The organism is Pseudomonas sp. GW823-FHT06E10, from assembly GCF_058794995.1.
The window spans coordinates 268,762-292,940 of sequence record NZ_JBXAHJ010000007.1 but is presented as its reverse complement, the minus strand read 5'-3'; the positions used below and the strand labels follow the sequence as shown (position 1 = coordinate 292,940).

The following is a 24,179-nucleotide window of genomic DNA, read 5'->3' as shown; positions in this document are numbered from 1 at the left end:
GAGTATCGAATCAATGCCGCACATTTTGATCGTCGAAGACGAAACCATTATCCGCTCCGCCTTGCGCCGCCTGCTGGAACGTAACCAGTACCAGGTCAGCGAAGCCGGATCAGTGCAGGAAGCACAAGAACGCTTCACCATTCCCTCGTTCGACCTGATCATCAGTGACCTGCGCCTGCCGGGCGCGCCTGGCACGGAGTTGATCAAGCTCGCCCAGGGCACGCCGGTGCTGATCATGACCAGCTATGCCAGCCTGCGCTCGGCGGTCGACTCGATGAAAATGGGCGCGGTGGACTACATTGCCAAGCCATTCGACCATGACGAAATGCTGCAAGCGGCCGCACGAATCCTGCGTGACCGACAAACGGTACAAGCCGGCGGTGAAGCGGTTGCCGGTAAGGCCGCCAACGGTGCGGCGAAATCCGGTACCGACAACAGCAACGGTGAGATCGGCATTATCGGCTCGTGCCCACCGATGCAGGACCTGTACGGCAAGATCCGCAAAGTGGCACCGACCGACTCCAACGTTCTGATCCAGGGCGAATCGGGTACCGGTAAGGAACTGGTGGCGCGCGCCCTGCACAACCTGTCCAAACGTGCCAAGGCGCCGATGATTTCGGTGAACTGCGCGGCCATTCCGGAAAGCCTGATCGAGTCCGAACTGTTCGGCCACGAAAAAGGCGCATTCACCGGCGCCAGCGCCGGGCGCGCCGGCCTGGTGGAAGCGGCGGACGGCGGCACCTTGTTCCTCGACGAAATCGGCGAACTGCCACTGGAAGCCCAGGCTCGCCTGCTGCGCGTATTGCAGGAAGGCGAGATTCGTCGCGTGGGCTCGGTGCAGTCGCAAAAAGTCGACGTGCGCCTGATCGCCGCGACTCACCGCGACCTCAAGAGCCTGGCGAAAATCGGCCAGTTCCGTGAAGACTTGTATTACCGCCTCCACGTTATCGCGCTGAAGTTGCCAGCCCTGCGCGAACGCGGTGCGGACGTCAACGAAATCGCCAATGCGTTCCTGGCGCGGCAAAGTGCGCGGATCAACCGCACCGACCTGAAATTCGCCGCGGATGCCGAGCAAGCCATTCGTCACTACTCCTGGCCGGGCAACGTTCGTGAACTGGAAAACGCCGTCGAGCGCGCCGTTATCCTGTGCGAAAGCCCGGAAATCTCCGCCGAGCTGCTGGGTATCGACATCGAACTGGGTGACCTGGAAGACGACGAATTCATTGGCCTGGCGCCACAACAGGGCAACGCCAGTAACAGCAACCACGAACCGACCGAAGATCTCTCCCTGGAAGACTACTTCCAGCATTTCGTCCTCGAACATCAGGACCACATGACCGAAACCGAGCTGGCCCGCAAGCTCGGGGTCAGTCGCAAATGCCTGTGGGAGCGCCGTCAGCGCCTGGGAATCCCACGTCGCAAGACCGGGGTGACCAGCGAAAGCTGAACCGTACCTGTCTCATGTGCGGGTAACACATGACTTTGGTGAAAAAACTGTTACCTCAGTTTTTTCACGTAACAGAAGCCGGGGCTTACGGTAACGAAGCCCCGGCTTTTTTTGGCCCTCGAAATGCCTGCCGACCGGCCTAACCCATTGTTTTATTGGGTTTCGCAAAAGTTGGCACGCACCCTGCTATATGTTTGGTACAAGAACAATAACAAGCAATGCACAAGACAATAAAAATAAGACGAATCGACTCACGCACAATAAAAACAAGACGGCGAGAGGCGCAGCTAACTGATTCTTTTGGAGAGGCGTTGTATTTGGGGCTTGCCCCACGACCAGGCCGAGAACAACAAAAAACTGTCTTAAGACAGAGCCTGTACTGGTTGGATCGAAAGATCACTGCAATTCAGCGACCAAAGCAATCCGTTTGCTCTTGGCTCCCGATTGGGAGGGTCATGAAGGAAAGCTTCATGGCGAGGGCACTCAACAAAAACAAGAAGCCCGAAACCAAAAATAAAAATAGAGCATGCAACTACTTCTTGGGGAGCTTCGGCTCCCCTTGTGGTTTCTGCGATTCCCCCCATACCCGCTTCCTGTACCTGTAGGAGCGAGCTTGCTCGCGAAAAAACCACAGGCAGCACTGGGCATCCGGTTTTCCGCATCATCGTTCACACCATCGCGAGCAAGCTCGCTCCCACAGTGTCCTACACCATCCCCCGACTAAATGCTAGAATCCCCGCCCATCATGCGGTCATTCTTCTGTTATGGCCGAATATTCCTTCAAACAGTGCATCCCATGCTGAAGAAGCTGTTCCAGTCATTCCGTTCTCCCAAGCGTCCTACGCAACACATTCGCAGCACGCCTGAAGTGCTCAACAGCGGCCAACACTCGCTGCAGAAGGCGCAATTCAGCCGTTACGCGGTGAATATCGTTGAACGCCTGCAGAACGCCGGTTATCAGGCTTATCTGGTTGGCGGTTGCGTGCGCGACATGCTGCTGGGTATCACCCCGAAAGATTTCGACGTTGCCACCAGCGCCACACCCGAGCAGGTACGGGCCGAATTCCGTAACGCGCGAATCATCGGGCGCCGGTTCAAACTGGTGCACATCCACTTCGGCCGCGAAATCATCGAAGTCGCGACCTTCCGCGCCAATCACCCGCAAAACGAAGACGAGGAAGACAGCAACCAGTCTTCGCGCAACGAAAGCGGGCGCATCTTGCGCGATAATGTTTACGGCACCCTGGAAGAGGACGCGCAACGTCGCGACTTCACCATCAATGCCTTGTATTACGATCCGGTCAGCGAACGCATCCTCGACTACGCCAACGGCGTACACGACATCCGCAATCACCTGATCCGCCTGATCGGCGATCCGACGCAACGCTACCAGGAAGACCCGGTACGGATGCTGCGGGCCGTGCGTTTCGCCGCCAAGCTGAACTTCGGCATCGAAAAACACAGCGCCCTGCCTATCCGCGGCCTGGCGCCGATGCTGCGCGAGATCCCGTCGGCTCGTCTGTTCGAAGAGGTGCTCAAGCTGTTCCTCTCCGGCCATGCCGCCGACACGTTTGAAATGCTGGTCGACCTGCAGTTGTTCGATCCACTGTTCCCGGCCAGCGCTGAAGCACTGGAATACAACCCGACGTACACCCACACCCTGATCAGCGAAGCCCTGATCAATACCGACCTGCGGATCAAGCAGAACAAACCGGTAACCCCGGCATTCCTGTTTGCAGCCCTGCTCTGGCCTGCCCTGCCGGCCCGCGTCCTGCGCCTGCAGGAGCGTGGCATGCCACCGATTCCGGCGATGCAGGAAGCGGCGCACGAGCTCATTGCCGAGCAGTGCCAGCGCATTGCGATTCCGAAACGCTTCACCATGCCGATCCGCGAAATCTGGGACATGCAGGAACGCCTGCCCCGCCGCAGCGGCAAGCGTGCCGATCTGTTGCTGGACAATCCGCGCTTCCGCGCCGGCTACGACTTCCTGCTGCTACGTGAAAGCGCCGGCGAGCAGACCGATGGCCTGGGCGAATGGTGGACGGACTATCAGGACGCCAACGAAAGCGAGCGTCGCGACATGATTCGCGACCTCAGCGGCAAGGACGAAGGCACCGGCGCCCCGCGCAAGCGTCGCCGCAGCGGTGGCTCCAAGCGCAAACGCGCTGCCGGCGCTTCGAGCACCACGGGCGAGTAATCCATGGAACGCATCTACATCGGCATGGGCAGCAATCTGGCTGACCCCGCCGAACAATTGCGCAGCGCCGTCGAAGCGCTGGCGCAGTTGCCGCAATCGCAGCTGGTCGGGGTTTCTGCGTTTTACCAAAGTGACTCGCTTCTGCCCGGCCAACCGCGTTACACCAACGCGGTCGCCGCTCTCGACAGCACACTGGCGCCGCTGGATCTTCTGGATGCCATGCAGGCCATCGAAAACGGCCAGGGTCGCGAGCGTCTTGAGCGCTGGGGACCGCGCACGCTGGACCTCGACATCTTGCTGTTCGGTGATCGCCTGATCGACGAACCGCGCCTCAAGGTTCCCCATTACCACATGCAGGAACGGGCCTTCGTACTGTATCCGCTGGCGGAACTGGCCCCTGCGGATCTGCACTTGGCCGATGGCCGGAACTTGACCGAACTGCTCAAGGCATGCCCGTTCGTCGGCCTGGAACGCCTCCTCCCGACGTGACACAAATACCCTGTGGGAGCGGGCTTGCTCGCGAAAGCGGTGTATCAATCAACATTAATGTTGAATCTGATGCCCCCTTCGCGAGCAAGCCCGCTCCCACATTGGTTTTGTGTCGCGCACAAGATCTGCTGCTGAATCGCATCAGTTACCCCGGTAACACCCCACCCGTAACAATGCGGTAACACACGCAATTGACTTCCCTCGTTCTCCTCACGACTATAGGCGTCCCGCTGCCGCCTACACGGCGTTCAAGGGCGCAATCCAGGCCTTAAAAGCACGACGAAAGAGCGTGCGCCTGTATTCAACGAAGAATCACGCGCGTTACTCGCAGTAGTTTCCACAGCGCCTGAATGAGGAACTTTTCATGCCAGCCATCACCCTGACCACCCTGCAAGGTCTGAAGCAAAAAGGTGAAAAAATCACCATGCTGACCTGCTACGACGCGACCTTCGCCCACGCCTGCAATCAGGCCGGCGTCGAAGTGCTGTTGGTGGGCGACTCCCTCGGCATGGTTCTGCAGGGCCACGACAGCACCTTGCCTGTCACCACCTCGGAAATGGCTTACCACGTGGCCGCCGTCAAACGCGGTAACAGCGATGCCCTGATCCTCGCCGACCTGCCTTTCATGGCCTACGCCACCACCGAGCAAGCCATGACCAACAGCGCCCTGTTGATGCAGGCCGGCGCGCACATGGTCAAGGTCGAAGGAGCGTTGTGGCTGGCCGACTCGATCCGCCTGCTGGCCGAGCGCGGCATCCCTGTCTGCGCGCACATGGGCCTGACGCCACAGTCGGTGAACATCCTTGGCGGCTACAAGGTCCAGGGTCGCAATGAAAACCAGGCGCGGCAGATGCGTGCCGACGCGATCGCCCTGGAACAGGCTGGCGCGGCAATGCTGCTGCTCGAGTGCGTCCCGAGCGAACTGGCGGAGGAAATCACCCAGGCGGTGAAGATTCCGGTGATCGGTATTGGCGCCGGCAATCGCACCGACGGCCAGGTGCTGGTTCTGCACGACATGCTGGGCCTGTCCATTACCGGTCGCGTGCCGAAATTCGTGAAAAACTTCATGACTGGCCAGACCAGCATTGAAGCTGCATTGAATGCCTACGTGACTGAAGTCAAAGCGGCAACTTTCCCTGGGATCGAACACGGATTCTCTGCATGAACACCGTAAAAACCGTACGCGAACTGCGGGCCGCCGTGGCCCGAGCCCGTGGCGAAGGCAAACGCATCGCCTTTGTGCCAACCATGGGCAACCTGCACAGCGGCCACGTGGCGCTGGTGACCAAAGCCTCCCAACGGGCGGACTTCGTGGTGGCGAGCGTTTTCGTCAACCCGCTGCAATTCGGTGCTGGCGAAGACCTCGACAAGTACCCGCGCACCCTCGCCGCCGACCAGGAAAAACTGCTCCAGGCCGGTTGCCATTTGCTGTTTGCCCCCACCGTTGAAGAAATGTATCCCGACGGCATGGCCGGCCAGACCCGCGTCAGTGTCCCGCAATTGTCCGAAGGTCTGTGCGGCGCCAGCCGTCCGGGGCATTTCGAAGGTGTGGCGACGGTGGTCAGCAAGCTGTTCAACATGGTCCAGCCGGACCTGGCGATTTTCGGCGAGAAAGACTTTCAGCAACTGGCGGTGATTCGCGCGCTGGTTCATGACCTGAACATGCCGATCCAGATCATCGGTGAGCCGACTGTTCGCGCAACCGATGGCCTGGCGCTGTCGTCGCGCAACGGTTTCCTCAGCGAAGAGCAACGCGCTGTGGCACCGGTGGTTTATCGCACGCTGAATGCGATCGGCGAAGCGATCAAGCAGGGCGAACGCGACTACCCGGCGCTGATCGGCACCCAGATCAAACAGCTCGAAGCAGCCGGCCTGCGTCCTGACTACCTGGAAATCCGCCATGCCCTGACCTTGCGCCCGGCGACGGCGCAGGATCGTGACCTGGTGATTCTGGTGGCGGCGTTCCTCGGTACGACGCGGTTGATCGACAACCTGCACCTGAACCTCGACGCGCCAATCTAAACACTCTCGAATTCTGTGGAGTGAGTCTGTGGCGAGGGGGCTTGCCCCCGTTGGGCTGCGAAGCGGCCCCAAACTTTCGAGCGTTTCCGAAATTTTGCCAGTGCTACGCACTGGAACGGGGGCAAGCCCCCTCGCCACAAAAGTACACTTCAAACCCTTCGCTTCATTCGTATTGCCGCCCACAACCCCTTCGGGCAAACTGCCCGCCGTTCGATTCCGACCTGGGAAATACTCATGCACGCCATCATGCTCAAAGCCAAGCTGCATCGCGCCGAAGTCACCCACGCTGTACTCGATTACGAAGGCTCCTGCGCCATCGACGGTGAATGGCTGGACCTGTCCGGCATTCGTGAGTACGAGCAGATCCAGATCTACAACGTCGACAACGGCGAGCGCTTCACCACCTACGCCATCCGTGGCGAAGAAGGTTCGCGCATGATCTCGGTCAACGGCGCCGCTGCCCACAAGGCCAAGGTCGGTGATCGCGTGATCATCTGCGCTTACGCTCATTACAGCGAAGCCGAACTGCTCAACTTCAAGCCACGCATGCTCTACATGGCACCGGGCAATGAACTGAGCCACACCAGCAATGCCATTCCGGTCCAGGTTGCCTGATACGAGTCTTGTCTCTTCCGTTTGTCGGGCCGTTCCTAACTTCGATGTTAAAAAAGTACCGGAAACAGGTCAGACAAAGTCAAGACAGATCATTGCGCGGGGTTTACTGTATTCGCCCTGCGCCATGAAATCGTGTCGACGCAGTTGACCGGAACGCCCACCCACAGCGCTCCGGGATTTTTAGTGTTCAAAAGGCCGTTCAAGTAATAAGGAAACCCGCAGCGATGGCGTATTACCGCACTCCTCACGACGTTACCGCTCTGCCCGCCTGGCAAGCGTTGAATGACCACCGCCAAGCCATGCAGGATTTCAGCATGCGCGAAGCCTTCAATGCCGATCCGCAGCGTTTTACTCAATTCACCCTCAGCAGCTGCGGCCTGTTTCTCGACTATTCGAAAAACCTGATCAACGCCGAGACCCGCAATCTGCTGGTGGGCCTGGCCAACGAAGTCGACCTCAAGGGCGCGATCAAGTCGCTGTTCGATGGCGAAATCGTCAACTCTTCCGAAGGTCGTCCGGCCCTGCACACGGCCCTGCGCCGCCCGGTCGGCGACAAGCTGTCGGTCAATGGCGTCAACGTGATGCCCGAAGTGCACAAGGTGCTGAACCAGATCACCGACCTCGTCGGCCGTATCCACGACGGTCTGTGGCGCGGCTACACCGAGAAGCCGATCACTGACGTGGTGAACATCGGCATCGGCGGCTCCTTCCTCGGCCCTGAGCTGGTGTCCGAAGCCTTGCTGTCCTACGCCCAGAAAGGCGTGCGTTGCCATTACCTGGCGAACATCGACGGCAGCGAGTTCCACGAACTGACCATGAAGCTGCGCGCCGAGACCACGCTGTTCATCGTCTCGTCGAAATCCTTCAACACCCTCGAAACCCTGAAGAACGCCCAGGCTGCCCGTGCGTGGTATCTGGCCCAGGGTGGTTCGGAAGCCGAGCTGTATCGCCACTTCATCGCGGTATCGAGCAACAACGCCGCCGCGGTAGCGTTCGGCATCCGCGAAGAGAACATCTTCCCGATGTGGGACTGGGTCGGCGGGCGCTACTCGCTGTGGTCGGCCATTGGTCTACCGATTGCCCTGGCCATCGGCATGTCCAACTTCAAGGAATTGCTGTCCGGTGCCTACACCATGGACCAGCACTTCCTGACCGCGCCCTTCGAACAGAACATGCCGGTGCTGCTGGCCTTGCTCGGCGTGTGGTACGGCAACTTCTGGGGCGCACAAAGCCACGCGATCCTGCCGTACGATCACTACCTGCGTAACATCACCAAGCACCTGCAACAGCTGGACATGGAATCCAACGGCAAGAGCGTGCGCCAGGACGGCAAGCCAGTGTCCACAGACACCGGGCCGGTAATCTGGGGTGGCGTCGGCTGCAACGGTCAGCACGCCTACCACCAGTTGCTGCACCAGGGCACCCAATTGATCCCGGCCGACTTCATCGTGCCGATCGTCAGCTTCAACCCAGTGTCCGACCACCACCAGTGGCTGTACGCCAACTGCCTGTCCCAGAGCCAGGCGCTGATGCTCGGCAAGACCCTTGCCGAGGCCGAAACCGAGCTGCGCGACAAAGGCATGAGTGACGCCGAAGTGCAGAAACTCGCGCCGCACAAGGTGATCCCGGGCAATCGTCCGAGCAACACCCTGGTGGTCGAGCGCATCAGCCCGCGTCGCCTCGGCGCTCTGGTGGCGATGTACGAACACAAAGTCTTCGTGCAAAGCGTGATCTGGGGCATCAACGCCTTCGACCAGTGGGGCGTGGAACTGGGCAAGGAGCTGGGCAAAGGCGTCTACAACCGCCTGGTCGGCAGCGAAGAAACCCCGGCCGAGGACGCCTCGACCCAAGGGCTGATCAATTACTTCCGTGGTCGTCACCGCGGGTAATTTGATTGCACAACCCACGGGCTTTGGATCAACCCGAATCCTGTGGGCAAAAACAACTCCCTGTGGGAGCGAGCTTGCTCGCGATGACGGACTGTCAGTCGACAACCATGTTGACCGCCATGCCCTCATCGCGAGCAAGCTCGCTCCCACAGTTGTTTTGTATCTGACTTGAACCCATGGACCTCTCGGCGCATCTTTATCCTTGTCGCAAAACAAGCATAAGGAACCGTCATGTTCGATATCAGCACGTTCCCCAAAGCCGATGCCGTCCGCCGGGCCGCACAATTGAGTCAAGACGACTATCAGCGCCTGTACCGCCAATCCGTCGAACACCCCAGCACCTTCTGGGCCGAACAGGCCACGCGCTTTCTGGACTGGAGCGCGCCCTGGGAAACCGTCCAGCGCTACAACCTGAAAACCGGTGAAGCCAGCTGGTTTGCCGGTGCGCAATTGAACGTCAGCTACAACTGTATCGACCGGCACCTGGAGAAACGCGGCGATCAGGTCGCCATCATCTGGGAAGGCGACGACCCTGCCGACTCGACATCGATCACCTACAAAAAACTGCATGAAAACGTCTGCCGCCTGGCCAATGTGCTGAAAAACCGTGGCGTGAAAAAAGGCGACCGCGTGTGCATCTACATGCCGATGATTCCCGAGGCGGCCTACGCCATGCTGGCCTGTACCCGCATCGGTGCGGTGCACTCGGTGGTGTTCGGCGGCTTCTCCCCGGACTCGTTGCGCGACCGCATTCTCGACGCCGACTGCCGCACCGTGATCACTGCCGACGAAGGCGTGCGCGGTGGCAAGGTCGTGCCACTCAAGCAGAACGTCGACAAGGCGCTGCAAAGCTGCCCGGACGTGAGCAGCGTGCTGGTGGTCGAGCGCACCAAGGGGCTGGTGAACTGGGTCGAAGGAAGGGACATCAAGTACCAGCAGGCCCTGCGCGAAGCCAGCGCCGATTGCCCACCCGAGCCGATGGACGCCGAAGACCCGCTGTTCATCCTCTATACCTCCGGCAGCACCGGCAAACCCAAAGGCGTGCTGCACACCACCGGTGGCTACCTGCTGCAAGCAGCGATGACCTTCAAGTACGTGCTGGACTACCGCGACGGCGAAGTCTTCTGGTGCACCGCCGACGTCGGCTGGGTCACTGGCCACAGCTACATCGTCTACGGTCCGCTGGCCAACGGCGCGACCACGCTGATTTTCGAAGGCGTGCCGAACTACCCGAGTACCTCGCGCTTCTGGCAAGTGATCGACAAGCACAAGGTGAACATTTTCTACACCGCCCCGACGGCCCTGCGCGCATTGATGCGCGAAGGCCCGGAACCGTTGAAGCAAACATCCCGCGCCAGCGTCAGGCTACTCGGCACGGTTGGCGAACCGATCAACCCGGAAGCCTGGGAATGGTATTTCCATGAGGTCGGCGAAGAGCGTTGCCCGATCGTCGATACCTGGTGGCAGACCGAGACCGGCGGCATCATGCTCAGCCCGCTGGTCAGTGCCCAGCGGATCAAGCCCGGTTGTGCGACACAACCGATGTTCGGCGTTCAACCGGTGCTGCTCGACGAGCAAGGCAAGGAAATCAAGGGCGCCGGCAGCGGCGTACTGGCCATAAAGTCCAGCTGGCCTGCACAGATCCGCAGTGTCTATCGCGACCCGCAACGCATGGTCGACACCTACTTCAAGCCCTACCCCGGCTACTACTTCACCGGTGACGGCGCGCGGCGCGATGAAGATGGCGACTACTGGATTACCGGTCGCATCGACGATGTGATCAACGTGTCCGGCCACCGTATCGGCACTGCCGAAGTGGAAAGCGCCCTGGTGCTGCACGAGAGCATCGCCGAGGCCGCTGCGGTCGGTTATCCCCACGACATCAAGGGCCAGGGCATCTATGTCTTCGTCACACCCATGAACGGCGTCGAAACCAACGATGAACTGAAGAAAGAATTGCTGGCCCTGGTCAGCAAGGAAATCGGCAGTTTCGCCAAACCGGACTTGATCCAGTGGGCGCCGGCCTTGCCGAAAACCCGCTCAGGCAAGATCATGCGGCGCATTCTGCGCAAGATCGCCTGCAACGAACTGGACAATCTGGGCGACACTTCGACCTTGGCCGATCCAAGCGTGGTACAAGGCTTGATCGATAAACGCCTGAATCAATAACGTTCTGGCCTTTGTAGGAGCGAGCTCGCTCGCGATGAACTCAAGCGCGCCGCGTACATTCAGGAGAAACGCGTTACCGTTAACGTCCATCGCGAGCAGGCTCGCTCCTACAGAAAATTACAGAGTGGCCATGGAATTCATCCGCACCCGCATCGAAACCCAGATCATGAGCCTGACCGGTTTGTCTTTGGGCAAACTCGACCTGGAAAACCCCAAGGGCGACCCCGGGCTGTTCGGGCCAGACTCGGTGAGCTGGCAAGTCCATGGCGATTTCAGCAGCATGCTGATCGGTGGCATCAGTGCCCTGATGCTGCAGGCCCTGCACCCGCTGGCATTGGCCGGGGTCTGGGACCATTCGAACTTTCGTGAAGACATGCTCGGCCGCCTGCGCCGCACCGGGCAGTTCATCTCCGGCACCACCTTCGGCTCTCGACAGGATGCCGACTGGCTGATCGAAAAAGTCCGCACCATCCATTTGCAGATCACCGGTACAGCGCCGGACGGACGTGCCTACGCCGCCAGCGATCCCGAACTGCTGACGTGGGTGCATGTGGCGGAAGTCAGCAACTTCCTCGCCGCGCATTTGCGCTATCGCAACCCGCACCTGTCCCCGGTCGATCAGGATCGCTATTACGCGGAAATCGCCCTGGTCGCCGAACGCCTGGGCGCCCGGGATGTGCCCCGCTCGCGGCAGGAAATTGCCGACTATCTTGAGCGTATGCGCCCTCAGTTGCTGTGCGACGAACGCAGTCGGGAAGTCCTGCGCCTGTTGCTGAACGCCCCTTCCCCCAGTCGCTTGGCCAAGCCTTTCGGCGGTCTGATGATGCAGGCCGGGATCGACCTGCTGCCGGACTGGGCCAGCGCCATGCTCGGCGTCAGCCAGAACCCGCTGCAACGCAAGCTGATCCGCGCCAGCGTCAATCGCAGTGCGCCGATGCTGCGCTGGGCGGTGCGTAACGGTTCGGTGCAGCGGGCTAAACGGCGGATGGGGTTATTGACCTAACAGGTATTGCTGCGATTTTTTCTGTGGCGAGGGGGCTTGTCGGATCGCCGCACCGCCCCGTTGGGCTGCGAAGCGGCCCCAAGCTCTCGAGCGTTTCCGAAATTTTGCCAGTGCTACGCACTGGAACGGGGGCAAGCCCCCTCGCCACAGTGTTAAACTCCCGCGCCCAATTCTCTCCTGCAAGGCGCCCAGCATGTCTTCCTTGAATCAGGCGCTGCGCGCCGCCCTCGATCAACGCCAGGACCTGCTCGCCGAACTGCACCTGCAAGGCACCGATTGCTATCGCCTCTTCCACGGTAGCCAGGAAGGCGCCGCTGGCCTGACCATCGACCGCTACGGCCCGCAGCTGCTGGTGCAAAGTTTCCACCAGGCGCTGGAGCGCGAGACGCTGCTGCAACTGCACGAAGCGATCAATCAACACCTGGGTTTTGAAACCCTGCTGGTCTACAACGACCGCTCCCGTGGCAACTCGCGCATCGATCGCGATGACATCGTCTACCGCGCCGACGAAGCCGCCCTGCAAGACCTGGTCGGCCACGAATGGGGCCTGAACTATCGGGTGCGCGGTCGCCACGCCGGACAGGACCCGCTGCTGTTCCTCGACCTGCGCAACACCCGCGGCTGGGTCAAGGATCACAGCAAGAACAAAAGCGTGCTGAACCTGTTTGCCTACACCTGTGGTGTCGGCCTCAGTGCCGCCGCCGGTGGCGCACGCGAGGTGTGCAACCTGGACTTCGCCGAAGGCAACCTGGCGGTCGGTCGGGAGAACGGGCAGCTCAACCCGCAGTTGCCGACCATGGAATTTATCCAGTCCGACTACTTCCCGGCCATTCGCCAACTGGCCGGCCTGCCGATCAGCCAGCGCCGCGGGCAAAAACTTCCGAGCTATCAGCGCCTGGAACAGCGCCAGTACGATCTGGTGCTGCTGGACCCTCCGGCCTGGGCCAAGAGTGCATTCGGCACCGTCGACCTGCTGCGCGACTACCAGAGCCTGCTCAAACCGGCCTTGCTGACCACCGCCGACAACGGCGTGCTGATCTGCTGCAACAACCTGGCGAAAGTCAGCATGGACGACTGGCGTGAACAGGTTTTGCGTTGTGCAGAGAAGGCCGGGCGGCCGGTGCGTGAATGGACCGTGATGAAACCGGGCGCCGATTTTCCGTCAATGGATCAACAGCCACCGCTGAAAACCCTGATCCTGCAGCTCTGACCGTCGTCGGAGAAATCTGAAAATTCATGAACAGGCCAATCACTTCGGAACCGGAAACGCGTGCCATACTCCAACGCACTCCGATTCAGACAGATGAAGCCTCACATGTACAAAGGATTGATTCGCGCCATCGGCGCCTTGTTGACTGCTCTGGCCCTCTACAGCTTGCTGGGTTTTCTGATTTTACCGGGTGTCGCGTTGCGCGTTGCCAACCAGCAACTGGCCAACTACGCCACTACACCCGCGACCATCCAGCGGATCGAATTCAATCCGTTCAGCCTTGAACTGACCCTTTGGGGCTTGAACATCGGCGAACCCGGCAAGGAGCAGGTCGGTTTCGAGCGCCTGTACGCCAATCTGCAATTCGACAGCCTGTGGACCAAGGCGGTGCACCTGTCTGATGTCGAACTGACCAAGCCCAAGACCGAAATCCTGTTCAGCAAGGACGGCAAACTCAATCTGCTCGGGCTGTTCAAACTGCCAGAGAGCGAACCCACGCCGGCCGACCCGGATGCCAAGCCGTTTCCACTGCGCATCGAGCGGATCAAACTGGCGGGCGGTGCCGTGCATTTTGAAGATGCCCGGCCCAGCGAGCCCATCGAGTTTCTCTACGACACACTCGATTTCGAACTGAAGAACCTCAGTACCCTGCCCGATGACAGCGCAGACATGACCCTGGTGGCCATCGGCCCCAATGGCGGACAGATCGACTGGACCGGCAACTTCAGCCTGATTCCGATCGCCTCCGAAGGTAAGCTGAAAATCACTGACGGCAAGATGAAAGCCTTTTGGCCCTATGTGCGCGATGCCGTGCCACTGGATCTCGAAAACGGCGTCATGAGCATCAGCACCGACTACAAACTCAACCTGGCCAAGGAAACCGAGCTGCTACTGAGCAATGTAGCGGTCAGCATCGCCCCCTTCGCGATCAAGGCGCCGGATGGCCGGCCGCTGGTAAAGCTCGAGCGCCTGGACGTCAGCGAAACCACCGTGGACCTGGCCAAACAGCAAGTGGTGGTGGGCAAGATCCGCAGCCACAAACTGGAAACCTGGGCCGCGCTGGAATCGGACGGCCAACTCGACTGGCAGAAACTGTTCGCCAGCCAGCCGTCAAAACCCACCGCCAAAGCCAAGGCAGATGCCGAACCGACCGGCACTCCGGCGGCGGCAGACTCACCGAAACCTGAACCGGCCGCGCCAGACAAACCCTGGCAGGTGCTGCTCAAGGATGTGCAACTGCGCGACTACAAGGTGCATCTGGCTGACCGCAAGGCACAACCCGCCGTCGCCCTGGAACTGAGTCCGCTGAACCTCGACCTGCAAAATTTCGACAGCCTCAACGGTTCCCCCTTTACCCTCAAGCTCGATACCGGTGTAGGCAAGCAAGGCAAGATCATGGCCGACGGCGAGGTCAACCTGGCCCCGGTCAGCGCCAGGCTGAAGGTACAGACCAAGGACATCGACCTGCGGGTTGCCCAGTCCTACATCACGCCGTTCATTCGCCTGGAACTGCGCAGCGGCATGCTCGGCAGCGATCTGGCGGTCGACCTGAAAAGCACCGAGCCCTTGGCCTTCGGCGTCACCGGCCGTGCCCAGGTCGATCAGTTGCATACCCTGGACACCTTGAAAACCCGCGACTTCCTCAAGTGGCAGCAGGTCGTGGTCGAAGGCCTGAACTATCAGCATGGGGACAGCCTGTCGATCGACAAGATCAACCTGTTCCAGCCCTATGCGCGTTTCATGATCAACGATGATCGCACCACCAACATCGATGACCTGCTGATTCCACAGCCAGCGGATTCCGGGGCAAAACCGGCGGCGAACAAACCGGCCAGCAACGAAAAGCCGCTGGGCATCCACATCGGCGGCATTTTCATCAATGACGGTTCGGCCAACTTCGCCGACTTCAGCCTGACCCCGAACTTCGCCACCGCCATCCAGCAACTCAACGGGCAGATCGGCACCATCGACAGCCGCCGGCCGAAACCGGCCAGTGTCGACGTCAAGGGCAAGGTCGATCGCTACGCACCGGTGACCATCAAGGGCTCGGTCAATCCGTTCGACCCGATGGCCAGCCTCGACATCGCCACCAGCTTCAAACGCGTGGAACTGACCACGCTGACGCCCTACTCCGGCAAGTTCGCCGGCTACCGTATCCGCAAGGGCCGGCTCAATCTCGACCTGCACTACCAGATCACCAAGGGTCAGCTCAAAGCTGAAAACAAAGTGGTGGTCGAACAACTGCAACTGGGTGAAAAAGTCGACAGCCCGGATGCCGTGAGCCTGCCACTGAAACTGGCCATTGCCTTGCTCAAGGACGTCGACGGCAAGATCTCCATCGAACTGCCGGTCACTGGCGACCTGAACAACCCTCAGTTCAGCGTCATGCCGATTATCTGGCAGACCCTGCGCAACCTGATCGTCAAGGCCGCGGCAGCACCGTTCAAACTCATTGGCGGCTTGGTCAACGGTGGTGGTTCGGAAGACCTGGGCAGCGTTTCATTCGCAGCCGGTTCCAGCGAATTGAGCAAGGACGCCGAAGGCGCCCTAGACAAACTGTCCAAGGCGCTCAAGGAACGCCCGGCCCTGCGCCTGGAAATCGAAGGCACCGCCGCCCAGAGCAGCGATGGCCCGCTGATCGCCGAACAACGCCTGGAGCGTGAATACCAGTACAACTACTACAAAATGCTCCAGCGCCGCGGTGACAAGGTCCCGGCCCAGGCTTCGTTGCTGGAAGTGCCGGACGGAGAAAAGGGCCCGCTGCTCGAAGGTATCTACCGCACCCGCCTGAAAACCCAGCCCCCTGCCGAATGGAAGGACCTGGGCAAGGAAGAACGCACCGCGAAAATGCGTGCCGAGGTGATCAAGTTCTGGAGTGCCAGCGACGTACTGTTGCGTCAACTGGGCCAGGAACGCGCCAGCAGCATCAAAGATTATCTGGTCGACAAGGCCCAGTTGGAAGATGACCGGGTGTACTTCATCGATGCCAATCTGGGCGAGGCGCAAAGCGACGGCCGCGTGGTGACGCCGATGCATCTGGATGCCGAGTGATGCATCGGCAGCTGGCAGGCCTGGCTCTGGCGCTCTCCGTCAGTCAGGCCTGGGCGGCCGATACCCTGCGCTGTGGCAGCCAGTTGATCAGCGTCGGCGACCGCTCGAGTGAGGTCGTGCAGAAATGCGGTGAGCCTGTCAGCCGCGACTTGCTGGGGTACAAGCGCAGTGCCGATCGACGCGAGGAGTTTCAGGTCGAGGAGTGGACCTACGGACCGAATGGCGGGATGTATCAATACTTGCGGTTCGAAGGTAATCGGTTGAAGCAGATCACCAGTAAACGCGGAAATTAATTAGCCACTATCCAATGTGGTAGCGGGCTTGCTCCCACAATTGATTTTCAGCACTACACATAAAACAGGCCCCGGAAAAAAGCGCGGGGCCTGTGACGGCCACATCCTTATGGCCCTTCGCATGAACACTCAGGTTGCAACAGACGTATGACTCTGCCCGTCTGTCGCGCCTTCTCCCGGTCCAGGCGAGAAGCCTGCCTTACTCGGCTTTGAGGCCGTCAGCGGAGACCGCCTTGACGCCTTTGATTTTCTTGGTGATGGCCACAGCCGCTTCTTTTTGCGAATCGGTCACGGCGGTGGTCGACGACAGCGATACCACGCCTTTGTTGGTTTCAACTTTGATGTCGCTACCTGGAATGCCTTTTTCAGTCATCAGGTCAGCCTTGACTTTGGTGGTGATCCAGGTATCGGAAGTATCTTCTTTCACTTCGGTCATTTCACCGGCAGCCAGCACCATTGGCGACTGGGTTGCCTGGGTGGTTTGAGCAAACGCGGCGTTGGCCATGGTCAGGGTCAGCGCGGTAGCAGCAGCGGCAGTGATAGCGAACTTCTTCATACGAGTAACTCCTGTTTTTCGGAAAGTCTGCCGGATGTCTTGTCGGCAGGGTTACCAAGGATATTGCGAACGCTGTGCCAACTTTGGAGAAGGAACTAAAACCTTATTAATCAATAAGTTACAAAACCAGCCAACTTTCGGAATCATGCAAAATGCACGAGAAGCACAAACACTGCATGCAAGTTGCGGGTTTATGGAAAGTTCCTAAGATGCTGAAATTTCTGAGCTTTATCTGCAACATTTGACGACGGGTCGACAAACAGGAAAATCCCCGCAAAAGCGGGGACTTGATTCAGCAATTCATGCCGCAGAACCGGAACACCCTTTAGGCAAGTAGTCCTCGGTAACGCTGCTCTTGCATGACCAGCCTTTGGCTTCGTCCCGTGTCAGGGTGACGGTTTTGCCCTGGACCACCCCCGGGGCATTGTGCAACGTACAAACGATTGATCCCGCCCCCGGCGTTGTAGCCGTCACAGACAGGGCGCAATGGTTGGTCGATGTCTTGCCAGCGGGCGCCACGTTGGCAATTGTCGGCGTTTCCCCCTGGCTGATCACATCCTCGAACGGCACCTTCATTGCAGTCAGCTCGGCCATCGCCGCCGTGACCTTGGCCCGCGCCTGGTACTTGGAATACATCGGCAGGCCCAGGGTTGCCAGGATCCCGATGATCGCTACCACGACGAGCAACTCGATCAGGGTAAAACCTTTCTGATAGTTCATGTACAAGCTCCATGCATGAGTCGAAGGCTCATGACCTGCCCCATGGCAGCACAGCCTGTGCCAAAGCCAGAAGCCCCTGTTGACCGGGGGCGTGGTGTTCGCAAAGCCCTTACTTACTACCAAGATCAGTACTATCTGACGTTTTTTGTCACATCACCCTTGCGGGTTTGGCCCCATCCTTTGACTAGGCTATAAGAGCAATTCAATCGGAATACCCAGGACTGAACATGGCGGTCAAGGCAGCGAAAATCAGCGTGTATGCATGGGAAGGCATCGACCGCAAAGGCACAAAAGTGACCGGCGAACTCAGCGCTCAAAACCCGGCGCTGATCAAGGCGAAACTGCGCAAGCAAGGCATCAGTCCGGGCAAGGTTCGCAAAAAAAACCATTCGGTTTTCAGCATGGGCAAGCGTATCAAGGCCCAGGACATTGCCCTGTTCACCCGGCAAATGGCGACGATGATGAAGGCCGGCGTGCCGTTGTTGCAGTCCTTCGACATCATCGGCGAGGGCTTCGACAATCCGGCCATGCGCAAGCTGGTGGACGAACTGAAACAGGAAGTTGCTGCAGGCAGCAGCTTCGCCGCCGCCCTGCGCAAGAAGCCCCGGTACTTCGATGAGCTGTATTGCAACCTGGTGGATGCCGGCGAGCAGGCCGGTGCCCTGGACACCCTTTTGGAGCGAGTCGCGACCTACAAGGAAAAAAGCGAAAGCCTCAAGGCCAGGATCAGGAAAGCCATGACCTACCCGCTGGTGGTGGTGTTCGTCGCGACGATTGTCACCGGGATTCTGCTGGTCAATGTCGTGCCGCAGTTCGAATCGGTGTTCAAAGGCTTTGGCGCCGAACTGCCGGCCTTCACCGTGATGGTCATTGGCCTCTCGCAATTCATGCAGGCCTGGTGGTGGGTGGTCCTTGGCACGCTGATCACGATGACCTTCGGTGTACGCCACGCCCTCAGGACATCCCCGGCCTTGCGTGACCGGATGGACACCTGGCTGCTGAAACTGCCGCTGGTGGGCACCCTGATGCACAAGTCCGCCGTGGCCCGGTTCGCCCGTACTTTGTCGACCACTTTCGCTGCCGGCGTGCCGCTGGTGGAGGCTCTGGAATCAGTGGCCGGTGCGACCGGCAATAGCGTGTTCAAGCGCGCGGTACTGCGCATCCGGCAGGACATCTCGACCGGCATGCAATTGCATTTCGCCATGCGCACCTGCGGCGTATTTCCGAACATGGCGATACAAATGACTGCAATCGGCGAAGAGTCCGGCACCCTGGACGCTATGCTCGACAAAGTCGCGGGGTTCTACGAAGACAACGTCGATAACATGGTCGATAACCTCACCAGCCTGATGGAGCCGTTCATCATGGTGGTGCTGGGTGTTATCGTCGGTGGACTGGTAGTTGCCATGTACCTGCCCATCTTCCAACTTGGCTCAGCGATCTGACATGCCCTTGAATGAAATCCTGACTCAATCTGCGCTGGCCTTTGTCCTTCTCGCAGGCATCACCGGCCTGCTGGTCGGCAGCTTCCTCAATGTCGTGATCTGGCGCCTGCCAAAAATGCTCGAACGCGACTGGCGCGAGCAGGCCCATGACATTCTCGGGCTGCCAGGCGAAACGCCGCTGCCGACCTACAACCTGTTGCTGCCCCACTCCCAGTGCCCGAACTGCGGTCACCGAATCCGCGCCTGGGAAAACATCCCGCTGCTCAGTTATGTGTTTTTGCGCGGCCGCTGCTCAGCCTGTGCGGCAGCGATCAGCCCCCGCTATCCGTTGACCGAACTGGCCTGCGGCCTGTTGTCGGCGTTTGTTGCCTGGCACTTCGGCTTCGGTTGGCCCGCCTGCCTGATGCTGGTCCTGAGCTGGGGTTTGCTGGCGATGAGCCTGATCGACGCCGAGCATCAGATATTGCCGGACGTACTGGTGCTGCCGTTGATATGGCTGGGGTTGATCGTCAACAGTTTCGGCCTGTTCGTGTCGTTGCACGAGGCGCTTTGGGGGGCGATAGCCGGCTACAGCCTGCTGTGGTCGGTGTTCTGGCTGTTCAAGCTGATCACGGGCAAGGACGGCATGGGCTACGGTGATTTCAAGTTGCTGGCGATGCTGGGCGCCTGGGGTGGCTGGCAGATTTTGCCGCTGACCATCCTGCTGTCCTCGCTGGTGGGGGCCATTATCGGGCTGATGCTGCTGCGCTGGCGCAATGCAAAAACCTCGACGCCGATCCCTTTCGGTCCCTATCTGGCCATTGCCGGCTGGATTGCGTTGCTCTGGGGTGGTCAAATAACCGACCTCTATTGGCAGTTTGTCGGTTTGAAATGAATAGCCCTGTGGAAAAACCCTGGATTCTCGGCCTGACCGGTGGCATCGGTAGCGGCAAAAGTGCGGCCGCCCAACACTTCATCGATCTGGGCGTGCATGTGGTCGACGCCGATCATGCCGCTCGCTGGGTCGTTGAACCCGGCCGCCCGGCACTGGCACAAATCGCCGAACACTTCGGCCCCGGCGTGCTGCAGGCCGACGGGCAACTGGACCGCGCCGCGCTACGCAAATTGATCTTCGAAGTGCCAGAAGAACGCCGCTGGCTGGAGGCCCTCCTGCATCCGCTGATCGGCGAAGAAATCGCTCACCACCTGGCGCTGGCAAAATCACCTTATGCGATTCTGGTTTCGCCGCTGCTGATCGAGTCCGGGCAATACGCCATGACCCAACGGGTGCTGGTGATCGATGCGCCCGAACAATTGCAGATCGAACGTACCCTGCAACGTGACCAGACCAGCGAGCAGCAAGTCCAGGCGATCCTCAAGGCCCAGTCCAGCCGCCAGGATCGCGTGAACCATGCCGACGACGTCGTGGTCAACGACCGCGACCTTGCCTGGCTGCACAGCGAGGTCGAACGCCTGCATCACTTTTATCTTTCTTTGCGTGGAGGCCAGTCATGAGCCAACCAACAACCGTCGACTGCCCAACCTGTGGCGCCCCCGTGGAATGGACCGCCGAGAGCAAATTCCGGCCATTCTGCTCCGACCGCTGCAAACTGATCGACCTGGGTGCCTGGGCGTCCGAAGAACACAAGATTCCAGTGGCACCCGATGCCGAGGACGAGATGTTCAGCGGTGACTTCGACCCGCGCCATTGATCCATCGAGTGGGCGATTCCAGGTTTTGATGCGGATCAGGACTTGGGATCGTCGTCCTTCCAGGGAGCCGAGAGGTAGCGCGTGCGGTTGAACGTCTCAAGCCACTCCGGACAAAACACGACCAGCGCACTGACGATCATGCCGTTGATAAACGCTTCGGGAAAAATGATCAGCCATAGATATCCGACAAAATCTTCCAGCCAGTACGGCATGGCAAAACGCTCGTCGAACCATAACAACCAAAGCGCCAGTAGCAGACACAGCAACGCCGACAGCGCTGCGGCAAAAAATCCGGAAACGAAGATATACACGAAGGGATTTCGTGGCTGCGCCCTCTCCACCAGAATGGCGCAGCACTCGGTGACCAGCACCGGCAACGCGATCAACAGCGCGCCATTGACCCCGACCGCCGCCAGGTCCTGTCGCCCGAGCAACACCAGCCCCGTTTGCGCCACCAGGCCCCCCACCAGCGCCAGCGGCCAGTCCAGCAGTAGCGTCACTGCGGTCATGCCGATGAAGTGGTAAGACACGCCGGTATCAAAGTCGCGCCGCACCAGCCACAACAGAAACAGCGCAAACACCGTTCCAAACAGCAGATGCTGACGACGGCTGTCGGTGAACAGTTCAACCCACGGCGCGCGACAGATCGCCCAGATCAACACCGGCACATAGATCAGCCAGCCGACCGCAAGGGTTTGCGATGACAGCAACTCTGCACCGATCATGGCTACGTGCGCCTCCCAGGCGAAGAACAACAGGCACTCAGTCTACACTGCCGCCCGCATGCCCTTCGACTTCAAGCCCAATGCCGCGGATCGTTCATCACCGCGTCATGTTCGGCGAACAGCTTCGGTAGCTCAGACTTGAGAAAGTCCACCCAGGTGCGGACCTTGGCATCGAGAAAGCGTCGCGAAGGATACAGCGCATACACATTGCGTTCGCGCAGGCGCCATGCAGGTAACACACGCAGCAAAGTACCGTCGCTCAAGGGCCGCGTCGCGGTGTAGAACGGCAGCAGGCTGATGCCCATGCCCGCCTCCGAAGCCTTGACCATCGACTCGGCAACATTGCACTGAAAGGTCTTGGCCGGGCTGACGGCGTGCTCGCCGTCCTGGTCCTGGAAAAGCCATTGATCGCCGTACAGCGGGTCGAGCATGCGCAGGCACTGATGATCGCTCAGCGCCAGCGGCTGCTGCGGCACACCCCGGCGTCGCAGATAGGCCGGGGAGGCACAGGGCACGCTGTAGATCTGCCCGATGGCTTGCGCAACCATTTGCGAATCGGCAAGTTCCGGAGCGATCGAAATCACCACATCGTGCCCCTCCTCCAGCGGATCGGGATTGCGCTGCGACAAGGTCAGCTCGAACACTACATCGGGATAAAGCTCGCTGTAGCGGGCGATCAACGGCGTGAGCAGCACACCCAGGCCGTTCATGCTGTGCACCCGCAGGCGTCCGGCCGGATTGATATGAGCGCCACGGGCCTCGGCCGTCGCCTCATCCATGGCTTCGACGATTTGCCGGCTGCGCAGCAGGAAGCGCTCGCCGGCGTCGGTCAGGCTCAAGCGCCGCGTGGTGCGTTGCAGCAGCCGCGCCTGTACATGTTCCTCCAGATCCGCCACCAATCGGGATACCTGCGCGGTCGACAGATCCAGCGCATCGGCAGCCCCGGTGAAACTGGCGCAGTCCACCACCCGGATGAATACGCGCAAGTTGTTAAGCACATCCATAAGCCCCCCTCGGGCGATGACTGTTACGTTTTATGTAAGGCTGCATCCACCGTTCGCCCCTTTATCCGTCAGTGGCAAAGACTAAAATTCAGACATCAAAACCGACACGGAGCACGCCAACATGAAAACGTTGATCAGCCTGTTGCTGACCGTCATCGCCACCTCGGCCATGGCCGCTGACAACGAGCCCCTCGCAGTCCTTTACAACCCGGCGCAGCCACTGGACATCGCCAGCGTGGTTTCTGTGTCGAACACCGCGACAGCGTGCGGGGTCGTACCGGCGACCATGGTGTATGTCGATCATCAAGGCCAGACCCACCGTGTGACCTACAACGTCATGGGTGATTGCACCAGCAACCTGTGATCACCTGGCTCACAGCAAGGTCCACGTGTAGCTGAGGATCAAGCGGTTCTCGTCGATATCACTGCGGTAGTTGGAGCGCGCCATCGCGTTGCGCACACGGATGCCAAGGCCTTTGAGGCTACCGCTCTGCAACACATAGCCGATGTCGAGGTCACGCTCGCGATCCTTGCCTTCATAGCCCTTGCCGGTATCGACATTGTTGCCGCTGATGTAGCGCACGGTGCTGGTCAGCCCCGGTACGCCGAGCGCCGCGAAGTCGTAGTCGTAACGCGCCTGCCAGGAACGCTCATCGGTGAAGGCGAACTCGTAGGTCGGCACCTCGTTGCCCAGTGGCGAGATGTTGGCAAATACCCGTGGAAATGCACTGTCGCCGAACATGCCCTGATAGCCGACGTAAAACGTATGGCCGCCACGCTTGGCCGATAGCAACGAGAAGAACGCCTGGTTGTCGATGTTGCCCAGCAGTTTTTTGCCGTCCTCGCGCGAATCGTAGTAACCGAGGTTGGCGCCGAGGATCCAGTCGCCCACCGGCTCACTGTGCTTTAAACCCAGAAAACGCTGGTTGTAGATATCTTCCAGTTGCCCGTACCAGGCACTGGCCGAGCTGCGCTTGTCGTTGAAGACATAGTCAGCGCCGGCAAAATTGAAACCGTCACTGCTGACCTGACGCTGCGGCACGTGACCCAGCATCGCTTGCATCTTTTCGTCGCCAGCCTCGTTGCGCAGGCTGGTTGAACTCAAGTGACCACCCTGCACAGTCAGGCCTTTGATCTCGTTGGAGGTGATGCTTGCGCCCTGATAACTCGGTGGCAGCAGGCGAATATCGCTGAATGCCAACACCGGCAGGTTGGGTTGCAACTCACCGACTTTCAGCTCGGTTTTGGAGTAGCGCATCTTCAACGCGCCTTCCAGACGGCTGTAGTTGTCTGCAGCGCGGCCGTCGTCCTGCACCGGCAACAAACCGGTATTGGTCCGGTCCGGAGCGCTGTCGAGCTTGAGACCGAGCAAGCCGATGACGTCCACCCCAAACCCGACGGTGCCTTGGGTGTATCCTGACTTCACGTTGAGGATGAAACCCTGGGCCCACTCTTCAGCCTTCGATTGCTGGTTGGCGCCGACGATGTCGGAATAGTCGCGGCTGAAGTAGTAATTGCGCGCCTGCAACGTCGCGCTGGTGTCTTCGATAAAGCCGGTTTCAGCTGCCATCGCACCCGTGGAAAAACCCGAGACGACAGCCAGGGACAACGCCGAACCGGTTGTTGGGAGAATCTGTTTCATCGTTTTTCTCT

The 24,179-nt window shown here is 59.8% G+C and carries 22 protein-coding genes; 17 read left to right on the top strand and 5 right to left on the bottom strand.

Annotated features, from left to right (window positions below):
• Window positions 1-13: 13 nt before the first annotated feature.
• The 12 genes from AC1Q6Y_RS14495 to AC1Q6Y_RS14440 all read left to right on the top strand — a co-directional run bounded on the left by AC1Q6Y_RS14495 (window position 14) and on the right by AC1Q6Y_RS14440 (window position 16,385).
• Window positions 14-1,447 (top strand): sigma-54-dependent transcriptional regulator, encoded by a 1,434-nt coding sequence (locus tag AC1Q6Y_RS14495; RefSeq protein ID WP_057713275.1) that lies wholly within the window; start codon window positions 14-16, stop codon window positions 1,445-1,447.
• Between the two features lie 796 nt (window positions 1,448-2,243).
• A complete protein-coding gene (locus tag AC1Q6Y_RS14490; protein WP_056728631.1) occupies window positions 2,244-3,644 on the top strand; it encodes a polynucleotide adenylyltransferase PcnB in 1,401 nt (466 codons plus the stop codon).
• A 3-nt stretch (window positions 3,645-3,647) separates the two neighbouring features.
• Window positions 3,648-4,133, top strand: a complete 486-nt coding sequence (gene folK, locus AC1Q6Y_RS14485; RefSeq protein ID WP_492624724.1) for a 2-amino-4-hydroxy-6-hydroxymethyldihydropteridine diphosphokinase — start codon at window positions 3,648-3,650, stop codon at window positions 4,131-4,133.
• 364 nt (window positions 4,134-4,497) lie between these two features.
• Window positions 4,498-5,298 (top strand): 3-methyl-2-oxobutanoate hydroxymethyltransferase, encoded by an 801-nt coding sequence (gene panB, locus AC1Q6Y_RS14480; protein ID WP_008050167.1) that lies wholly within the window; start codon window positions 4,498-4,500, stop codon window positions 5,296-5,298.
• On the top strand, window positions 5,295-6,155 hold the full coding sequence (gene panC, locus AC1Q6Y_RS14475) for a pantoate--beta-alanine ligase (RefSeq protein ID WP_057713272.1): 861 nt from the start codon (window positions 5,295-5,297) through the stop codon (window positions 6,153-6,155). The genes panB and panC overlap by 4 nt, the downstream gene beginning before the upstream one ends.
• A 234-nt stretch (window positions 6,156-6,389) precedes the next feature.
• Window positions 6,390-6,770, top strand: coding sequence for an aspartate 1-decarboxylase (gene panD, locus AC1Q6Y_RS14470; protein ID WP_003228271.1), 381 nt, complete (start codon window positions 6,390-6,392; stop codon window positions 6,768-6,770).
• Between the two features lie 224 nt (window positions 6,771-6,994).
• On the top strand, window positions 6,995-8,659 hold the full coding sequence (gene pgi / locus AC1Q6Y_RS14465; protein WP_057713271.1) for a glucose-6-phosphate isomerase: 1,665 nt from the start codon (window positions 6,995-6,997) through the stop codon (window positions 8,657-8,659).
• Window positions 8,660-8,890: 231 nt separating this feature from the next.
• Window positions 8,891-10,828 (top strand): acetate--CoA ligase, encoded by a 1,938-nt coding sequence (gene acs, locus AC1Q6Y_RS14460; RefSeq protein ID WP_492624723.1) that lies wholly within the window; start codon window positions 8,891-8,893, stop codon window positions 10,826-10,828.
• A 130-nt stretch (window positions 10,829-10,958) separates the two neighbouring features.
• Window positions 10,959-11,831: an oxygenase MpaB family protein gene (locus tag AC1Q6Y_RS14455; RefSeq protein WP_492624722.1), complete on the top strand. Its 873-nt coding sequence runs from the start codon at window positions 10,959-10,961 to the stop codon at window positions 11,829-11,831.
• A gap of 193 nt (window positions 11,832-12,024) precedes the next feature.
• Window positions 12,025-13,041: a class I SAM-dependent rRNA methyltransferase gene (locus AC1Q6Y_RS14450; RefSeq protein ID WP_057713268.1), complete on the top strand. Its 1,017-nt coding sequence runs from the start codon at window positions 12,025-12,027 to the stop codon at window positions 13,039-13,041.
• A 93-nt stretch (window positions 13,042-13,134) separates the two neighbouring features.
• Window positions 13,135-16,092: a DUF748 domain-containing protein gene (locus AC1Q6Y_RS14445; protein ID WP_057713267.1), complete on the top strand. Its 2,958-nt coding sequence runs from the start codon at window positions 13,135-13,137 to the stop codon at window positions 16,090-16,092.
• Window positions 16,092-16,385 (top strand): DUF2845 domain-containing protein, encoded by a 294-nt coding sequence (locus tag AC1Q6Y_RS14440; protein ID WP_173677975.1) that lies wholly within the window; start codon window positions 16,092-16,094, stop codon window positions 16,383-16,385. The genes AC1Q6Y_RS14445 and AC1Q6Y_RS14440 overlap by 1 nt, the downstream gene beginning before the upstream one ends.
• A 199-nt stretch (window positions 16,386-16,584) precedes the next feature.
• On the opposite strand, the gene AC1Q6Y_RS14435 is transcribed toward AC1Q6Y_RS14440, so the two are convergent.
• Together AC1Q6Y_RS14435 and AC1Q6Y_RS14430 are read right to left on the bottom strand one after the other, a co-directional pair.
• The gene (locus AC1Q6Y_RS14435) at window positions 16,585-16,941 is read right to left on the bottom strand and encodes a BON domain-containing protein (protein WP_057713265.1); all 357 of its coding nucleotides are present in this window, start codon (window positions 16,939-16,941) and stop codon (window positions 16,585-16,587) included.
• Window positions 16,942-17,241: 300 nt separating this feature from the next.
• A complete protein-coding gene (locus tag AC1Q6Y_RS14430) occupies window positions 17,242-17,661 on the bottom strand; it encodes a pilin (RefSeq protein WP_057713264.1) in 420 nt (139 codons plus the stop codon).
• Window positions 17,662-17,888: 227 nt separating this feature from the next.
• Here AC1Q6Y_RS14430 and AC1Q6Y_RS14425 point away from each other — a divergent pair, with 227 nt between their 5' ends.
• From AC1Q6Y_RS14425 to yacG, 4 genes are read left to right on the top strand one after another with little or no spacing between them, the layout of a single operon-like run.
• Window positions 17,889-19,106: a type II secretion system F family protein gene (locus AC1Q6Y_RS14425; protein ID WP_057713263.1), complete on the top strand. Its 1,218-nt coding sequence runs from the start codon at window positions 17,889-17,891 to the stop codon at window positions 19,104-19,106.
• A gap of 1 nt (window position 19,107) precedes the next feature.
• Entirely contained in the window at window positions 19,108-19,980 is an 873-nt protein-coding gene (locus tag AC1Q6Y_RS14420) for a prepilin peptidase (RefSeq protein ID WP_057713262.1), read from the top strand.
• Window positions 19,977-20,600, top strand: coding sequence for a dephospho-CoA kinase (gene coaE, locus AC1Q6Y_RS14415; protein WP_057713261.1), 624 nt, complete (start codon window positions 19,977-19,979; stop codon window positions 20,598-20,600). The genes AC1Q6Y_RS14420 and coaE overlap by 4 nt, the downstream gene beginning before the upstream one ends.
• Window positions 20,597-20,797, top strand: coding sequence for a DNA gyrase inhibitor YacG (gene yacG / locus AC1Q6Y_RS14410; protein ID WP_102672246.1), 201 nt, complete (start codon window positions 20,597-20,599; stop codon window positions 20,795-20,797). The genes coaE and yacG overlap by 4 nt, the downstream gene beginning before the upstream one ends.
• A 35-nt stretch (window positions 20,798-20,832) precedes the next feature.
• Here yacG and AC1Q6Y_RS14405 read toward each other — a convergent pair whose 3' ends face one another.
• Both AC1Q6Y_RS14405 and AC1Q6Y_RS14400 read right to left on the bottom strand, forming a co-directional pair.
• Window positions 20,833-21,522, bottom strand: a complete 690-nt coding sequence (locus tag AC1Q6Y_RS14405; RefSeq protein ID WP_007990394.1) for an energy-coupling factor ABC transporter permease — start codon at window positions 21,520-21,522, stop codon at window positions 20,833-20,835.
• A gap of 71 nt (window positions 21,523-21,593) precedes the next feature.
• On the bottom strand, window positions 21,594-22,526 hold the full coding sequence (locus AC1Q6Y_RS14400) for a LysR family transcriptional regulator (RefSeq protein ID WP_057713260.1): 933 nt from the start codon (window positions 22,524-22,526) through the stop codon (window positions 21,594-21,596).
• Between the two features lie 121 nt (window positions 22,527-22,647).
• Here AC1Q6Y_RS14400 and AC1Q6Y_RS14395 point away from each other — a divergent pair, with 121 nt between their 5' ends.
• Window positions 22,648-22,890 carry a DUF2790 domain-containing protein gene (locus AC1Q6Y_RS14395; RefSeq protein ID WP_223500404.1) on the top strand — a complete coding sequence of 81 codons (243 nt, stop codon included), beginning with the start codon at window positions 22,648-22,650 and terminating at the stop codon, window positions 22,888-22,890.
• Between the two features lie 9 nt (window positions 22,891-22,899).
• On the opposite strand, the gene AC1Q6Y_RS14390 is transcribed toward AC1Q6Y_RS14395, so the two are convergent.
• On the bottom strand, window positions 22,900-24,168 hold the full coding sequence (locus AC1Q6Y_RS14390; protein ID WP_492624721.1) for an OprD family porin: 1,269 nt from the start codon (window positions 24,166-24,168) through the stop codon (window positions 22,900-22,902).
• Between the last annotated feature and the right edge of the window lie 11 nt (window positions 24,169-24,179).

What these genes read in the sequence shown, in the direction of transcription:
- AC1Q6Y_RS14420 (WP_057713262.1), top strand. Translation starts at nt 19,108, where the DNA reads ATGCCCTTGAATGAAATCCTGACTCAATCTGCGCTGGCCTTTGTCCTT.
- coaE (WP_057713261.1), top strand. Translation starts at nt 19,977, where the DNA reads ATGAATAGCCCTGTGGAAAAACCCTGGATTCTCGGCCTGACCGGTGGC.
- AC1Q6Y_RS14450 (WP_057713268.1), top strand. Translation starts at nt 12,025, where the DNA reads ATGTCTTCCTTGAATCAGGCGCTGCGCGCCGCCCTCGATCAACGCCAG.
- AC1Q6Y_RS14395 (WP_223500404.1), top strand. Translation starts at nt 22,648, where the DNA reads ATGAAAACGTTGATCAGCCTGTTGCTGACCGTCATCGCCACCTCGGCC.
- panB (WP_008050167.1), top strand. Translation starts at nt 4,498, where the DNA reads ATGCCAGCCATCACCCTGACCACCCTGCAAGGTCTGAAGCAAAAAGGT.
- pgi (WP_057713271.1), top strand. Translation starts at nt 6,995, where the DNA reads ATGGCGTATTACCGCACTCCTCACGACGTTACCGCTCTGCCCGCCTGG.
- yacG (WP_102672246.1), top strand. Translation starts at nt 20,597, where the DNA reads ATGAGCCAACCAACAACCGTCGACTGCCCAACCTGTGGCGCCCCCGTG.
- AC1Q6Y_RS14495 (WP_057713275.1), top strand. Translation starts at nt 14, where the DNA reads ATGCCGCACATTTTGATCGTCGAAGACGAAACCATTATCCGCTCCGCC.
- AC1Q6Y_RS14440 (WP_173677975.1), top strand. Translation starts at nt 16,092, where the DNA reads ATGCATCGGCAGCTGGCAGGCCTGGCTCTGGCGCTCTCCGTCAGTCAG.
- AC1Q6Y_RS14430 (WP_057713264.1), bottom strand. Translation starts at nt 17,661, where the DNA reads ATGAACTATCAGAAAGGTTTTACCCTGATCGAGTTGCTCGTCGTGGTA.
- AC1Q6Y_RS14390 (WP_492624721.1), bottom strand. Translation starts at nt 24,168, where the DNA reads ATGAAACAGATTCTCCCAACAACCGGTTCGGCGTTGTCCCTGGCTGTC.
- AC1Q6Y_RS14455 (WP_492624722.1), top strand. Translation starts at nt 10,959, where the DNA reads ATGGAATTCATCCGCACCCGCATCGAAACCCAGATCATGAGCCTGACC.
- AC1Q6Y_RS14490 (WP_056728631.1), top strand. Translation starts at nt 2,244, where the DNA reads ATGCTGAAGAAGCTGTTCCAGTCATTCCGTTCTCCCAAGCGTCCTACG.
- panD (WP_003228271.1), top strand. Translation starts at nt 6,390, where the DNA reads ATGCACGCCATCATGCTCAAAGCCAAGCTGCATCGCGCCGAAGTCACC.
- AC1Q6Y_RS14435 (WP_057713265.1), bottom strand. Translation starts at nt 16,941, where the DNA reads ATGAAGAAGTTCGCTATCACTGCCGCTGCTGCTACCGCGCTGACCCTG.
- AC1Q6Y_RS14425 (WP_057713263.1), top strand. Translation starts at nt 17,889, where the DNA reads ATGGCGGTCAAGGCAGCGAAAATCAGCGTGTATGCATGGGAAGGCATC.
- acs (WP_492624723.1), top strand. Translation starts at nt 8,891, where the DNA reads ATGTTCGATATCAGCACGTTCCCCAAAGCCGATGCCGTCCGCCGGGCC.
- AC1Q6Y_RS14445 (WP_057713267.1), top strand. Translation starts at nt 13,135, where the DNA reads ATGAAGCCTCACATGTACAAAGGATTGATTCGCGCCATCGGCGCCTTG.
- panC (WP_057713272.1), top strand. Translation starts at nt 5,295, where the DNA reads ATGAACACCGTAAAAACCGTACGCGAACTGCGGGCCGCCGTGGCCCGA.
- folK (WP_492624724.1), top strand. Translation starts at nt 3,648, where the DNA reads ATGGAACGCATCTACATCGGCATGGGCAGCAATCTGGCTGACCCCGCC.
- AC1Q6Y_RS14400 (WP_057713260.1), bottom strand. Translation starts at nt 22,526, where the DNA reads ATGGATGTGCTTAACAACTTGCGCGTATTCATCCGGGTGGTGGACTGC.
- AC1Q6Y_RS14405 (WP_007990394.1), bottom strand. Translation starts at nt 21,522, where the DNA reads ATGATCGGTGCAGAGTTGCTGTCATCGCAAACCCTTGCGGTCGGCTGG.